Source organism: Pseudalkalibacillus sp. Hm43, assembly GCF_051842935.1.
Lineage (GTDB): Bacteria > Bacillota > Bacilli > Bacillales > Fictibacillaceae > Pseudalkalibacillus.
This window is the reverse complement of the sequence record NZ_JBPXRR010000001.1, coordinates 2,449,711-2,464,011: the sequence shown is the minus strand read 5'-3', so window position 1 is coordinate 2,464,011 and position 14,301 is coordinate 2,449,711. Positions and strand designations below refer to the sequence as shown.

General features: G+C 43.5%; 17 protein-coding genes. 14 read left to right on the top strand and 3 right to left on the bottom strand.

The annotated features are described in order from the left end of the window. Positions 1-123 precede the first annotated feature (123 nt). From ACSVDE_RS12990 to erpA, 6 genes are all read left to right on the top strand, one after another. A complete protein-coding gene (locus ACSVDE_RS12990) occupies positions 124-360 on the top strand; it encodes a YuzB family protein (RefSeq protein WP_226547054.1) in 237 nt (78 codons plus the stop codon). A gap of 423 nt (positions 361-783) precedes the next feature. Then, positions 784-2,004: a NupC/NupG family nucleoside CNT transporter gene (locus tag ACSVDE_RS12985; protein WP_439301298.1), complete on the top strand. Its 1,221-nt coding sequence runs from the start codon at positions 784-786 to the stop codon at positions 2,002-2,004. 151 nt (positions 2,005-2,155) lie between these two features. After that, positions 2,156-2,386: a hypothetical protein gene (locus tag ACSVDE_RS12980; RefSeq protein WP_439301297.1), complete on the top strand. Its 231-nt coding sequence runs from the start codon at positions 2,156-2,158 to the stop codon at positions 2,384-2,386. Positions 2,387-2,401: 15 nt separating this feature from the next. After that, positions 2,402-3,301 carry a diaminopimelate epimerase gene (gene dapF / locus ACSVDE_RS12975; protein WP_439301296.1) on the top strand — a complete coding sequence of 300 codons (900 nt, stop codon included), beginning with the start codon at positions 2,402-2,404 and terminating at the stop codon, positions 3,299-3,301. A 54-nt stretch (positions 3,302-3,355) separates the two neighbouring features. Further along, positions 3,356-3,535, top strand: coding sequence for a Spo0E family sporulation regulatory protein-aspartic acid phosphatase (locus ACSVDE_RS12970; RefSeq protein WP_439301295.1), 180 nt, complete (start codon positions 3,356-3,358; stop codon positions 3,533-3,535). A gap of 62 nt (positions 3,536-3,597) precedes the next feature. Beyond that, positions 3,598-3,969 carry an iron-sulfur cluster insertion protein ErpA gene (gene erpA, locus ACSVDE_RS12965; RefSeq protein ID WP_439301294.1) on the top strand — a complete coding sequence of 124 codons (372 nt, stop codon included), beginning with the start codon at positions 3,598-3,600 and terminating at the stop codon, positions 3,967-3,969. Between the two features lie 390 nt (positions 3,970-4,359). Here the strand turns inward: erpA and ACSVDE_RS12960 are convergent, their stop codons facing one another. Next, on the bottom strand, positions 4,360-5,352 hold the full coding sequence (locus tag ACSVDE_RS12960; RefSeq protein WP_439301293.1) for an NAD(P)/FAD-dependent oxidoreductase: 993 nt from the start codon (positions 5,350-5,352) through the stop codon (positions 4,360-4,362). A 283-nt stretch (positions 5,353-5,635) separates the two neighbouring features. On the opposite strand from ACSVDE_RS12960, the gene ACSVDE_RS12955 reads away from it, so the two are divergent. The 5 genes from ACSVDE_RS12955 to ACSVDE_RS12935 all read left to right on the top strand — a co-directional run bounded on the left by ACSVDE_RS12955 (position 5,636) and on the right by ACSVDE_RS12935 (position 9,384). Next, entirely contained in the window at positions 5,636-6,835 is a 1,200-nt protein-coding gene (locus ACSVDE_RS12955) for an NAD(P)/FAD-dependent oxidoreductase (protein ID WP_439301292.1), read from the top strand. Between the two features lie 230 nt (positions 6,836-7,065). Continuing rightward, positions 7,066-7,551, top strand: a complete 486-nt coding sequence (locus tag ACSVDE_RS12950) for an NUDIX domain-containing protein (RefSeq protein ID WP_439301291.1) — start codon at positions 7,066-7,068, stop codon at positions 7,549-7,551. 140 nt (positions 7,552-7,691) lie between these two features. After that, a complete protein-coding gene (locus tag ACSVDE_RS12945; RefSeq protein ID WP_226547046.1) occupies positions 7,692-7,829 on the top strand; it encodes a YuiA family protein in 138 nt (45 codons plus the stop codon). A gap of 117 nt (positions 7,830-7,946) precedes the next feature. Continuing rightward, positions 7,947-8,270 (top strand): YuiB family protein, encoded by a 324-nt coding sequence (locus tag ACSVDE_RS12940; RefSeq protein WP_226547045.1) that lies wholly within the window; start codon positions 7,947-7,949, stop codon positions 8,268-8,270. Between the two features lie 415 nt (positions 8,271-8,685). Further along, entirely contained in the window at positions 8,686-9,384 is a 699-nt protein-coding gene (locus ACSVDE_RS12935) for a 3D domain-containing protein (protein ID WP_439301290.1), read from the top strand. A 31-nt stretch (positions 9,385-9,415) separates the two neighbouring features. Here ACSVDE_RS12935 and ACSVDE_RS12930 read toward each other — a convergent pair whose 3' ends face one another. Next, positions 9,416-10,246: a cobalamin-binding protein gene (locus ACSVDE_RS12930; protein ID WP_439302000.1), complete on the bottom strand. Its 831-nt coding sequence runs from the start codon at positions 10,244-10,246 to the stop codon at positions 9,416-9,418. A 12-nt stretch (positions 10,247-10,258) separates the two neighbouring features. After that, positions 10,259-10,741 (bottom strand): divergent PAP2 family protein, encoded by a 483-nt coding sequence (locus ACSVDE_RS12925; RefSeq protein WP_439301289.1) that lies wholly within the window; start codon positions 10,739-10,741, stop codon positions 10,259-10,261. 118 nt (positions 10,742-10,859) lie between these two features. Between ACSVDE_RS12925 and ACSVDE_RS12920 the strand changes: the two genes are divergently transcribed. The 3 genes from ACSVDE_RS12920 to ACSVDE_RS12910 all read left to right on the top strand — a co-directional run bounded on the left by ACSVDE_RS12920 (position 10,860) and on the right by ACSVDE_RS12910 (position 14,299). Continuing rightward, positions 10,860-11,243, top strand: a complete 384-nt coding sequence (locus ACSVDE_RS12920) for a DUF309 domain-containing protein (protein WP_439301288.1) — start codon at positions 10,860-10,862, stop codon at positions 11,241-11,243. Between the two features lie 52 nt (positions 11,244-11,295). Beyond that, complete coding sequence (locus ACSVDE_RS12915; RefSeq protein ID WP_439301287.1) at positions 11,296-12,795, top strand: leucyl aminopeptidase; 1,500 nt, start codon at positions 11,296-11,298, stop codon at positions 12,793-12,795. A 181-nt stretch (positions 12,796-12,976) separates the two neighbouring features. Continuing rightward, on the top strand, positions 12,977-14,299 hold the full coding sequence (locus tag ACSVDE_RS12910) for a Na+/H+ antiporter family protein (RefSeq protein WP_439301286.1): 1,323 nt from the start codon (positions 12,977-12,979) through the stop codon (positions 14,297-14,299). Positions 14,300-14,301: the final 2 nt, after the last annotated feature.

Genomic DNA, 14,301 nt, shown 5'->3' with positions numbered 1-14,301 from the left:
TTTAGTATATCGAAATTGTGACAATCCTACAACATTCTTTCTTATTCAGCAGGAAAACAAGTAAGTTGACGGGTATGTTCATAAGGTTGTAGGATAAGTATGGAAAGAAAGGGTGGTTGAAAAATGAGGCCAATCATCGAATTTTGCGTAAGCAACTTGGCAAATGGATCTCAAAGAGCACGTGAAGTCCTTGAACGCGATCCAAATCTAGATGTGATTGAATATGGTTGTCTCGGGAATTGCGGTCAGTGCTTCCGATCACCTTATGCATTAGTGAATGGAGAGTACGTCCCAGGCGAAACGCCCGATGAACTCGTCGACAACATATATCAATATTTAGAAGAAAATCCGATGTTCTAATTCTCATATAGATGGAAAAGAAAATCCCCGCCGTAATGGTGGGGATTTTTTTATTTTTGAACATGACTCTTGGTTGCGCACCCCGAAATCGAAAAAATACCGAGATCCCCCCCCGCAAATAACTCTTTATTCGGTTTCATACCCTGATAGGGTGGTATAGAAGAGTGGATGAATATGCCTCCTCGCTTAAGTGGTGAAATTCTTTGGATATCTATAAGGAAGAAGGGGAATCTAACGGTAACTTCAAACATTGAAAACGCTTTAGGAAGATTTTGGACCATTTGAAACAATTCTGAAAATAATTAAAGCACTTGTTTTTTTGTCGAATTCTGTTACATTATTTATGTTGAATGTTAGATGTCAGACAACATACCTCGACGGAAAAAGAAAGCGTTCACAATACATTAGGGGAGTGAAGGATTTATGCAACAATACATTTGGGGGATTGGCGGAATTCTTACGATCTTGCTGATTGCCTTTCTTGTATCGAACAATAAGAAACGTATTAGTTTAAGAACCGTTTTAGGTGGTCTAGCGATCCAGATTGGATTCGCGTTGATCGTTCTGAAGTGGGAAGCTGGTAAAGCGGCATTGAAAACAGCTTCAATGGTCGTTCAAAACATCATCAACTACGCGAACGAAGGAATTCAGTTCCTATTCGGTGGCTTGGTAGCTGAAGATAGTGGAATCGGATTTATTTTCGCATTCCAAGTATTGACGATCATCATCTTCTTCTCATCTTTAATCGCGGTATTGTACTACCTAGGTATCATGCAATGGGTTATTCGTTTGATTGGTGGAGCGATCTCTAAGCTTCTTGGAACAAGTAAAGCTGAGTCTCTTTCCGCTACTGCAAACATTTTCGTAGGACAAACTGAAGCACCACTTGTAATCCGTCCTTATCTTGCAAAAATGACGCAATCAGAACTCTTCGCAGTTATGGTTGGGGGACTAGCTTCTGTAGCTGGTTCAGTATTGATCGGGTACAGCCTTCTTGGAGTACCGCTCGAGTACCTACTAGCGGCAAGTTTCATGGCTGCACCAGCAGGTCTTGTCATGGCGAAGATCATCTTGCCTGAAACAGAAGTATCTGAAACGACAGACGAAATCAAAATGGAAAAAGATGAAGAAACAGTCAACGTCATTGATGCTGCCGCTCGTGGTGCATCTGACGGATTGAAGCTTGCTTTGAACGTTGGTGCAATGTTGCTTGCATTCATCGCATTGATTGCTTTGATTAACGGACTTCTTGGATTTATCGGTGGATGGTTCGGAGCTGAAGGACTTTCTCTAGAACTGATCCTTGGATATATCTTTGCGCCATTTGCATTCATCATCGGTGTACCTTGGGACGAAGCAGTTCGTGCAGGTAACTTTATCGGACAAAAGCTCGTATTGAACGAATTCGTAGCGTATTCTTCATTCGCACCAGAAATTCCAGAGCTGAAAGACAAGACTGTTGCGGTTGTCAGTTTCGCGCTTTGTGGTTTCGCAAACCTTTCTTCACTTGCGATCCTACTTGGAGGACTTGGTGGAATTGCGCCAAACCGTCGTCCTGACATTGCAAAACTAGGTGTGAAAGCGATCATCGCCGGATCACTTGCAAACCTACTAAGTGCAGCAATCGCTGGTATGTTGATCTAATAATAGATCTTGAATAGTGTAAAAGCTCTCCGTTCTGAACGGGGAGCTTTTTTTAGTGACGTTTTTATTACAGGCTGTCCGAATTCATTGTCAGAAATCGTAAAGCTGATTATACTATACAAATAAAGAAAAAGAGCAGGGGGAAAATGGCATGTCTTCTTTCCGGAACACTTGGCCGTATGAGCGGATGATGAAAGATATCTATATACAAACATGTCCATATTGCAGTAAGGAAAACATATTGACGAACTTGAAGGAAGAAGACCTCCAACATGCGATGGAAGGCTTCCGAACATATTTGATCATGCCATGCTGTAATACGAAAATGACGATTTTGAAAGCAGACGAAGATTACTTCTGGACGACAGAACAACTGCGCTAATTGGAGGAGCATCCTATGAACCAGTTCAATTTTACGAAAATGCACGGACTAGGTAACAACTACATTTATGTGGATACATTCAAAGAAAACCTACCGGAAGAAGAGCTGTCTTCCATTGCGATTGCAGTTTCGAATCCGCATACCGGAATTGGGTCTGATGGCCTCATCCTGATCGGAAAGTCGGAAAAGGCACATGTCTTAATGAGGATTTTTAATAATGATGGTTCCGAAGCGAAAAATTGCGGGAATGGTTTAAGGTGTGTAGCCAAATATGTATATGAAAACGCCATCGTGCATGAGGAGCATTTTACAATTGAAACCTTAGGTGGCGTTGTACAGGCTCAAGTTCACCCAGTAGATGGTGAAGTTACACAGGTGACGATCAATATGGGGGAACCGCGATTAAAAAGATCGGATCTTCCTATGGTCGGAAAAGGACATCCTGATGACGAAGTTTTAGAGGAAACAGTAGAGGTCGAAGGTCAGACCTTTCAAATGACCGGTGTTTCCATGGGAAATCCACATGCAGTCTTTTTTATCGAGGATATTGAAAAAGCACCTGTCACGACGATGGGTCCTATATTGGAAAAACACGAAAATTTTCCAGAAGGTGTGAATGTGGAATTCGTCGAAGTGGTAAATGAGAAAGAAATGCATTTTCGGGTATGGGAACGAGGCTCTGGGGTAACGCAAGCCTGTGGAACCGGTGCTTGTGCTGCGGTAGTAGCAGCTGTTTTGACAGGTAAAGCAGAGCGTGGAGAAGAAACGGTCGTTCACCTATCAGGTGGAGATCTCCACATCACATGGTCGTTGGACGGAGAAGTACTCATGACTGGCCCAGCCGTCACCATTTGTGATGGGACCTACTATTATAAAGGTAAAGACTTGAAAAACCAGGGAAACTTTACGATATAAAGAGTAAGCACTTCGTTTTTAATAATGGGGTGTATTATAGGAGTGGTGAGTCGCATGATCAAGACATCCAAAAAGACCCTGTTTGAAAGATATAACGAACAAATCGAGTGCCTGAGGGCTGAAATGATCCGCACAGCACGTGTGCTAGGACTGAATCATCCGAAGGTCTTATATTATAGTCAGGAAATCGATCGCCGTCATAACGATCTTCTTCGTCTGAAAGAGGATATGTAACGAATTGTCAGTCCATGAAGGTTGAGGTTCAATCTTTGCCCCTGTATACTATATATAGAGGTATGAAAGGAGTGATTCCATTGATCACAATCACAGAATCTGCTGCAAATCAAATCAAGCAAATGATGGCTGCTGAAGAGGAAGAAAATCTTTATCTTCGCGTTGGAGTTCAAGGTGGAGGCTGCAGCGGTCTTTCATATGGCATGGGCTTTGATACAGAAGTAAAAGAGAACGATACGAAATACGACCAGCACGGAATTGGTGTCATCGCTGACCCGGACAGTGTAAAGATCCTTCAAGGTGTCACGATTGATTATAAAGAGAACATGATGGGCGGAGGCTTCACGATCGACAATCCGAACGCCATCGCATCATGCGGTTGCGGCTCATCCTTCAAGACAGCGACGAACGCTGGTACGCCTGAAGAGTGCTGATATGGAATACAAAGAGTTGACCCCTAGAAGATGGGTTCAACTCTTTATTTATTTTCGCGGGAATTGGTCATACTAACTGTAAAAAGGAGATGACTGTAATATGGACGACAAGTCTGCCCGCGACCGTAAAATCATGAACGCAAACTTCCTAGTATACGGCCTCATTTTAGCCATTCCTTTTATCGGATTACTCGCCTTTTTGTTGTACTACAATTTGTAAAAGCAGAAACCTTCATTCCCAGATGGAATGGAGGTTTTTTATTGAGTAAGAACATCTTGCAGGGGGCGATCTCCGGATTTAAGCGAGATCGGGGTGTGAAAGAGCCTCTAACTGGTATAACGGGGTAAATAAAAAGGTTCCGATCATGATCGGAACCTTCTTAATTCATATTAAAACAAGCTTGTACTATGCATTGGTTGTACTTTTGCTTTCGGATCGATATATGCTTTCGCATTGTTGATCGCCGTCGGTGCTTCACCAAATCCAGTCGCAATCAATTTCACTTTCCCTTCATATGTACAAACGTCTCCAGCTGCATAAATGCCAGGTATGTTCGTTTCCATACGTGAGTTGACGACAATGGAGTTCTTCTGGATGTCCAGACCCCATTCTTTTATCGGACCAAGAGATGAAATGAAGCCGTAGTTGACGATCAAGGAGTCACATTCAATGACTTCTTCTTTCTCCCCTTTGGATTCCTGCAAGACGACCTTTTTCACGCCATTCTCATCTCCAATGACTTCTTTCACTTGGAAAGGTGTCTTGATGGAGACCTTTGAGTTCATCAATTGCTCGACGCTGTGTTCGTGTGCACGGAACTTATCACGACGGTGTGTCAATGTGACTTCCTTCGCAAGTGGCTCAAGCATGTTTGCCCAATCGACTGCGGAATCTCCGCCTCCACAAACAACGACCTTCTGGCCAGCAAAAGCATTGAGATCTTCTACGAAATAGTGAAGGTTCTTCCCTTCATATTCTTTTGCATTCTCATGCTCAAGACGTCGAGGTTGGAAAGCACCAACGCCAGCGGTAATAATTACCGTTTTGGAATAATGTGTTTCCTTATCCGTAGTGAGTCTGAACGTTTTGTCTTCCATTCGCTCTACTTTTTGTACAGATTGCTCTAAAGCTACAGATGGGTTGAACTGAAAAGCCTGCTCTTTCAAATTATCAACGAGATCTTGTGCAAGTACTTTCGGAAATCCTGCTACATCATATATGTATTTCTCAGGATAAAGTGCCGCTAATTGTCCTCCTAATTGAGGCATACTCTCGATGATCTTTACCTTAAGCTGTCTCATGCCTCCGTAAAATGCGGTGAATAACCCTGTCGGCCCTCCACCTATGATCGTTACATCATAGATATCATGTTGCTCGGTCATATCATTCTACACCCCCAGTTATCTGTTGTTGTACTCATTATAAGCTTAATAAAGGATGAAGAAAAGGGAAAAACTGTGTAATAGGGTGGTCGACAAAAAAGTTGCGTGCTATGGGTTGAAAAAATCGAATAAAAGCACTAAACTTGACAATGGGACAATTACGGAGATTTTATGACATTTTGCGTTAAAGTACGTGAAATACGTAACAAACTTTATGGTTCATTTTCGATGCTGCACGCATTTGTCCAACGCTATATAAAAAAGAAAAGGGTGGATGAGAGATATGAGTAGACCAAAGATCGTCATTCTCGGTGCCGGATACGGCGGGATCATGACAGCAACTCGTCTCACAAAAGAATTAGGAATGAACGAAGCGGAAATCACGCTCGTTAATAAGCACAATTACCATTACCAAACAACTTGGCTTCACGAGCCAGCTGCAGGTACGTTGCACCACGATCGTACACGCATGGCGATCAGTGATGTCATCGACACGAACCGCATCAACTTCGTTCAAGACACAGTCGTTTCCATTGATGATGCAAACAAGACCGTCAAATTGGAAAACGGCGAACTGACATACGATTACCTTGTCATCGGACTTGGTTTCGAATCTGAAACATTTGGAATTCCAGGTGTTAAAGACTATGCGTTCAGTATTCGAAGTGTAGATACTGTCCGTAAAATCAAAGAACATATCGAGTACTTATTCGCTAGTTACAATAATGAAGACAACCCTTCTGAAGGCATGTTGAACATCGTTGTAGCAGGTGCAGGATTCACTGGTATCGAGTTCATCGGTGAGATGGCTGACCGTATTCCTGAGCTTTGTGATGAGTTCGACGTACCACGTGAAAGAGTTCGTTTGATCTGTGCTGAAGCTGCTCCGACAGTGCTACCTGGCTTTGACGAAGAACTCGTCGAGTACGCTGTGAACCTTCTTGAAAGTAAGGGCGTCGAGTTCATGCTTGGCACTCCGATCAAGGAAGTCACTGAAGACAGTGTCGTTCTTGAAGAAGAAGAAATCAAAGCAGACACAATTGTTTGGACAACAGGAATCCGCGGTAACTCCATCGTTGAAAACTCTGGTTTTGAAACGATGCGTGGCCGTGTGAAGGTTGAGAAAGATCTTCGCGCTCCTGGTAAAGATCACATCTTCATCGTCGGAGATTGCGCATTGATCATCAACGAAGAGATCAACCGTCCATACCCACCAACTGCCCAAATTGCGATCCAACAATCCTTTACGGTTGCACGCAACTTGAAGGCATTGATCAACGGTGGCAAAATGGAAACATTCGTACCGGACATCAAAGGTACAGTAGCTTCTCTTGGTAAAGGTGAAGCAATCGGTAAAGTCGGCAACAGAAAGCTTTACGGAGCAACTGCAGCAGCGATGAAGAAGATCATCGACAACCGTTACCTCTACCTACTAGGTGGAATTCCACTCGTCATCAAAAAAGGTAAGCTCAAATTATTCTAATAGAAGTTTGATACGATCAAGAGTGAAGTCGTGATGAGCGGCTTCGCTCTTTTTTACATAGTGGCGAAACTGCGTTTTGGATTATAATTTTTGAATTTGGATTATAAATTCTGGTTTTGGATTATAAATTCTGATTTTGGCTTATAATTTTGGATTTTGGTTTATAAATCCTGATTTTGATTTATATTTTCTATATAGAGACAGTTTGCATAGGTAGGGAGGAACCGAAAATGAGCAGAAAACGTGAAAAAGTTTGGCTTTCCGTTGCAGGAATCATTGAACATGACAATCAATGGCTTGTCGTGAAAAAGAAATACGGTGGACTTAAAGGCAAGTGGTCCTTTCCTGCTGGCTTTGTCGATGAAGGGGAAACGATTGATGAAGCGGTAAAACGTGAAGTACGGGAGGAGACCGGCATCATTGCAGAAATCACGGGTGTAATCGGAATCCGCTCTGGGGTCTTGAATGAAGAAATCAGCGATAACATGGTCATTTTCTCAATGGATGCGATTGGTGGCGAATTGAAGCCGCAGCAGAGCGAAATTTCGGAGGTCGGATTTTTTTCTAAGACAAAATTATTGAACGACCCATCATCTTCACTCATGATTCACTTTTTTCTTGGTCAAGACCCTTCCAAAAACGGCTTTTCGACACACGATTTGAACCCTGGAACGCAGTTTGGGTACACGAATTATAAGATTTTCAATATCCGTTAAAAACGTTTGAAAACGAAACATTGTGGAAGAAAAAAGCTCGTGTATACGTTTACATGAACCAATATGGACTAATATCAGATTTTTCAAAAAACTACAGAGTTGGTATATTATCAGAAAATTTAAATAAAGAGGTGTCTATCATGAACAAAGAACAAAAGCATCGCAGTCCTCAAACCGTAACTTGTCAGTATTGTAAAGGGGTAGGGTATTTCCAGCTATTGCTTGGTGGATCTGAAACTTGTGATCATTGTGGAGGCAGTGGCAGGAAGCACATCTGAAACTTATGACAGGTTTATGAACAACTGAGAATAACGCACTGGATCCCCTTTCGCTAGCATTGACTCTGCAACTGATAATGCAGTAAACTAGTCAATGGATATAAAGGGGTGACCAGTATGCCGTTAACCATTCCGACCTTGATCATCTCCATGCTGTTGTTCATGGTTTTGTTCTTTGGAATAGGCTTTCTTTTGAACATGTTGTTAAGAATGACTTGGGTTATGGCTGTTCTTTATCCCGTTGTTGTAATCATGATCATTGACGATGTACCGTTTTTTGATTACTTTGCAGCACCAGGAACAACCTTCCAAGAATTGATAAATAAAATAATTCTATTGCACTTTTCTGATATTCTAATTCTCTTATTCGGCTTACTCGGAGCGATTTTATCGGGCATTACGATCAAGATGCTCAGAGTCCGAGGATACCAGATGTTCTAATTGAAGACCGTATAGGATATGAGCTATGAGAAGACTGTCGAAACCATTCGACAGTCTTTTTTATGTTTACTTTTATATACAACGGGAACAAACCATAACTGTCGGCTGTGCCGACTGTAAATCAATGCCAATCCGTGCTGACCAGTACCAGGTACGCGAAGAGAACCCTACTGCTTGCTGGTGTTCTAAACGGTACCAGGTACCATCTAAGAAGTGTTGATACATAAGGATTTCTGAAGAGTACCTGGCACCGTCTCAAAAGCGTTGACACCAGTGGGTTTTGAAACGGTACCTGGCACTGCTCACCCCCATTCTGGAAGAATATTCAAATAGTCTGTATTTTTCGTCTTTGGACGGGCTTCATGAATACTTTCTTCCGTTTTTGGAAAGGATTAGGCGTGAGAGGAGTGAAAAGATGCAGTTTACCAAAACCATTCTGAAACGCTCTCTTATGACTTGTTTATTTGTAATTGCATTATTCACGACCATAGGGAAAGTTTCAGGAGTCGAAGCTTCGGGACTTGTGAGTTTCGCAAATTCGAAGGAATTCACAATCGATACGAAAGCTTTGGAGCATGTGAAAAAGACAAGCAGCTTCATGATGAAACAGCTGTTAAGCGTCAAAAACAAATCGCTGCAGCTATCATCGAGCGCATTGGCAAAAGGAAAGACATTAGAAGATACCATAGATACGGATCGTTATCCAAAGGTGAAGGTAGTCGCGACGGGGTACACGGCGGGAGTCGAGTCGACCGGTAAGACGAAAGAACACCCTGCCTATGGGATTACGAAATCCGGTGTAAAGGTCCGGCGAGACCTCTACTCGACGATCGCTGCGGATACGAGGGTTTTTCCAATCGGAAGTATCCTTTGGATTCCTGGATACGGCTACGGGGTTGTAGCGGACACAGGCTCAGCCATCAAACAGAAGAAAATCGACCTCTATTACGAGACGGTAGATGATGTGTATAAAAAATGGGGCAAAAAAACCCTTGATGTCTATGTGATCCACCGTGGTGAAGGGAAGTTGAGCGAAAAAACGCTCACCGCCCTCAATGAACAGGAATCGATGCAAGTGTTCCGAGAGCAGATGTTCAAGCCGAAAGATACTTAATCGTATATGTAAAAAAAGGACTGGCTCACTATCAAGCCAGTCCTTTGCTCATTTTCAATAGAGGATCTTCCTCATCCTCGTAAACGGGATAATCATCCGGATGGATGATGGAAGCAATCTTCTGCAATCCGATCAACAGGCGAGGTGAGGGTCTGCAAAAGTAAGGTTCCTCCAACACATGCACATGATTCATCTGCATCGCCTTCATTTGATCCCAATCCGGTCGTTTATCGAGGATCTTCGGGTTGACCTTCTGCTTCCGCACACCTACCCAGACGAGACAGATATGGTCCGGTTCACGTTTCCGAATCGTTTCCCAATCCGTCTGGACACTTGCAACATCTTCATCTGCAAAACAGTTCTCCGCACCGGCAAGCTCACTGATCTCTGTCAGCCAATTCTCGCCACCAGGTGTAAAAGCAGGCTTCGGCCACCATTCCCAATACAAAGAAGGTTTTTCGGTCACCGTCCTCGAAATTCCTTTATACTCTTCAATCACATTTCGAAAATGAGCAACAATCTGTTTCGCTCGTTCTTCAAAGCCAGTCAGTTCTCCAAGCTTCAGGAGATCGTCTGCAATTTCATCAAGGGAGTTCGGATTGAATATATGGTACCGGATCCCTCTTTCGTCAAGTCGTTCAATGTTCTTTTCCATACCTGGTACACTGAGCGAGGCTAATACAAGGTCAGGCTCTAACGCTTGCAAACGATCCATATTGATATTCAAGTCTGGACCTAACCTTGGCAGTTCTTCAATTTCTTTCGGCCAGTCAGAAAAGTCATCCACTCCGACAAGCGAGGAGGTCAAGCCTAAATAGGCAACCAGTTCGGTATTACTCGGACAGATCGATATGATTCGAATATGAATCCCCTCCTATTGGACAAAACCGTAAAAAATCGCTAAGCTTAGACCGATTCCAAGCAGGGCGCCGAAAAACACTTCGCTCGGACGGTGCCCTAACAGTTCCTTCAGTTCTCTTCTCTTTTCTTCTTCGTTCTTTTTCGGCCAATTCTTGATTTCCGTCGTCAAGTGCTGGAAATCTCTGACCAACTGGTTCAACACGATCGCTTGCTCGCCGGCCTGCCAGCGCACACCTTTCGCATCATACATGACAATTATGCTGAATACTGCAGTAATGGCAAATAACGGTGAACCGACCCCTTCCACCAAACCGATGGATGTCGTCAGTGATGTAACGCCGCTCGAGTGGGAGCTCGGCATTCCACCTGTACTGAAGAATAAACCCCATTCGAGTTTCCGTGTGGAAATATACATGATCGGAATTTTAATCAATTGAGCGAACAGTATGGAAAAGATCGCACACCATAATGGAAAATTCGTTAATAAGTCCTCCAAGAAAGCAACTTCCTTTCATCTAATCCTAAATTTAGTTTACCATATCGTTTATTCATTCATTACCCCGATTTAGAAATACATATGCAAGTGATAACATATAGTGGCAGGGGGAGATTGCATGCGTTCAAATTATCCGATGGAATACTATGAATTCTTCGTCAGCTTTAACGAGGGCGATTATTATACATGTCATGATTTGATTGAAGAAATCTGGATGATAGACAAGCAGAATCTTTTTTTAAAAGGCTTATTGCAGATGTCTGTCGCGATTTATCACTATGAATATGGTAATGTAAAAGGAGCAAGGCAAATGTTCCAACGAGCTCAGGAGTGTTTCGAGCCTTATCCTGACGTGTTTTGGGGACTCGACACGAATGAATTGCGTGTTTTTGTGAAAAAGTGCTTGCATATACTGCCGGATATCGATGCTGTTCCTTATGAAAGAACAAAGGAACTCCCGGCACTGCCGAATATTTATTTGTATTTACAAGATGATGTTTAGGTAATCGAAATATTTCGATATAATGAGGAAAAGAGATTAGAGGGGGAATTGGATGTTTACAGTCAAAAAAGGGTTAGATGTGAGACAAGATATACATACGTTGGTTGTCGGAATCTATGGTGATGACAAAAAGCCGACGGGAATCGCAAGTGAAATTGATAGCGCTTTAAATGGCCATATCAGTGAACTGTTCAAAAGCGATGACCTTTCTGCAAAACTGAAGAAAGTGACACGCATTCACACGCTAGGAGCACTTGGTGTGAAGACCATCTATTTCGTTGGATTAGGATTACGCAAAGACCTTAATTACCGTAAAGTGAGAGAGGCTTTCGGTAAAGTCGCAAAAGAATTGAAGCAACACAAGCAAGAAGAAATCGCCATTGCGATGGATTCATTCTATTCCGAAGCGGTTGAGTTCAAGCAAACGGTTCATGCGCTATCCGAAGCATTCATGCTTGCGACATATCAATTTGAAGATTACAAGGAAAAGAAGAATGAAAGAAAGTATGAGTTGAAAAGGATTGAACTCTACTCAGAAGAAGATGAAGCAACAATTGATTACGCCCTGAAGAGTGGGGAAGCGTATGCTGCAGGAACGAACGTAGCACGTGATCTGGTCAATACGCCAGGAAACCTGCTTACACCAACTGACCTTGCGGCTCAAGCTGTAAGTATTGCTCAAAAGCATGGTTTTGAATACGATGTACTCGAAGAGTCGGACATGAAAGAACTCGGAATGGGTGCTTTACTTGGTGTCAGCCAAGGGTCAGATCAGGACGCGAAATTGATCGTCGTCAAATACAAGGCAAAAGAGAAGTGGGAAGACGTCCTTACTTTTGTAGGGAAAGGTCTCACATTTGATGCAGGTGGTTACTCCTTGAAGCCTGCCCTGAACATGCACGAAATGAAGTCTGACATGGGCGGAAGTGCTGCGGTTCTTGGAGCGATGGAGTCGGTCGGCCGATTGAAGCCAGACGTGAACGTCATGTTTGTCATTCCATCCAGTGAAAACCTGATTAACGGCTCTGCAATGAAACCAGGAGATGTTCTGACGTCCATGAGCGGTAAAACGATCGAGATCACGAACACGGATGCAGAAGGACGATTGATTCTAGCAGACGCGATCACGTATGCAAAAGAGCAAGGTGCATCTTACCTGGTGGATCTCGCTACACTTACTGGAGGTGTCGTCGTCGCATTCGGTGACATTGCATCCGGTGTGATGAGCAATGATGAAGCGTTCTTCCAGAAATTCGAGCAATGTGCGGAAGAAGCGGGAGAGTATGTATGGCGACTTCCGATGTTCGGACCGTACAAGAAAATTCTACGCATTAGTAACGTAGCGGATTTCGTCAATTCTGCCGGTAAGAATGCACACCCTGTTCAAGGTGGTGTCTTCCTATCCGAATTCGTGGAGGATACACCATGGCTTCACCTTGATATTGCTGGAACAGCATACAGCAATAAAGCGAGCGACCTCGGGCCAAAAGGTGCAACAGGCGTCATGACTCGTTCGATCGTCAAGCTCGTTGAAAAATTCGCAGCGAAATAAATAGCTTAACCAACCCTTCCGACTACAGTCGGAAGGGGTTTTTTGTACTTCCATACAAATATCGGTAAAAGAAACTTTATAGGATCATGTGATTGACACTTTATCGGAATCGTGTTAAATTGATTTTCGTAATTTAGTACATTAGTGATTTATCGAGATAAAGTAGTTGGAGGTCATTTTCATGAACGCTGTTGTCATTGCTGTACTTGTCATGCTGCTCTTAAGCTTGTTGCGAGTACAAGTCGTTTTGGCCCTTGCTATCGGTGCATTGACTGGGGGATTGGTCGGTGGACTGGGCTTGAATGAAACGATTACCGTTTTTACTGAAGGATTAGGGAATAACGCTACGATTGCTCTGAGCTATGCATTGCTCGGTGCATTCGCATTAGGTCTATCGAAAACAGGTCTACCTGAACTACTCGTGTCAGGTGCCTTGAAAATGACGAAAAAACAGGGAGATACGAAAAGACAAGCGCTTTCAAAAGCTCTGTTACTATTCATCATCGTGACAATCTCAATCTTTTCGCAAAACTTGATTCCGATCCATATCGCATTCATTCCGATTTTGATTCCACCGTTGTTGTTGATTTTCAATGAACTGAGAATGGACCGAAGAGCATTGGCCTCATCCATCACATTCGGGTTGACTGCACCTTACATCTTGCTTCCCGTCGGATTCGGTCTCATTTTCCATCAGATCATCCAAAAGGAAATGGAGAAGAGTGGGTTGACGATTGATATGGCGATGATTCCGCAAGCGATGGCGTTACCGGTCGTAGGTATGGTCATCGGCTTGCTGATTGCGCTTTTCGTATCTTATCGAAAACCGCGTACGTATGAAAATAAGGACATTGCGAGTGAGAGTGAGACCATCCCATCTACATTCACTGCTCGTTCCATTACATTTTCAGTCATCGCAATCATCGTGACCGTCGTTGTACAGGTCTTGACGGAATCTATGATTCTCGGGGCGCTATCCGGAATTGTCGTCCTCTTTTTGACGGGTTCTTTCTCTATAAAAGAATCCGATCTCATCTTCACAGACGGCATGAAGATGATGGCGTTCATCGGTTTCGTCATGATTACAGCTGCTGGGTTTGCTGAAGTGATGAGACAAACAGGAGACATAGAAGTCCTTGTGAAGCAGACTTCTGGACTGTTTGATGGGAATCAAGTGCTGGCAGCGCTGATGATGTTGATTGTCGGGTTGCTTGTCACGATGGGAATCGGGTCGTCCTTTGCGACGATTCCGATCATCGCGACAATCTTCGTGCCGCTCGCTCAGGAGCTTGGATTCAGTCCGCTTGCGATCGTCGCACTTGTTGGAACGGCTGGCGCACTTGGTGACGCTGGGTCCCCCGCTTCAGATAGTACGCTCGGACCGACTGCCGGCTTGAACGCGGATGGGCAACACAATCACATCTGGGATACGTGTGTGCCGACATTCTTGCACTACAACATCCCGCTCATCCTCTTCGGTTGGATTGCTACGATCCTCCTGTAAAG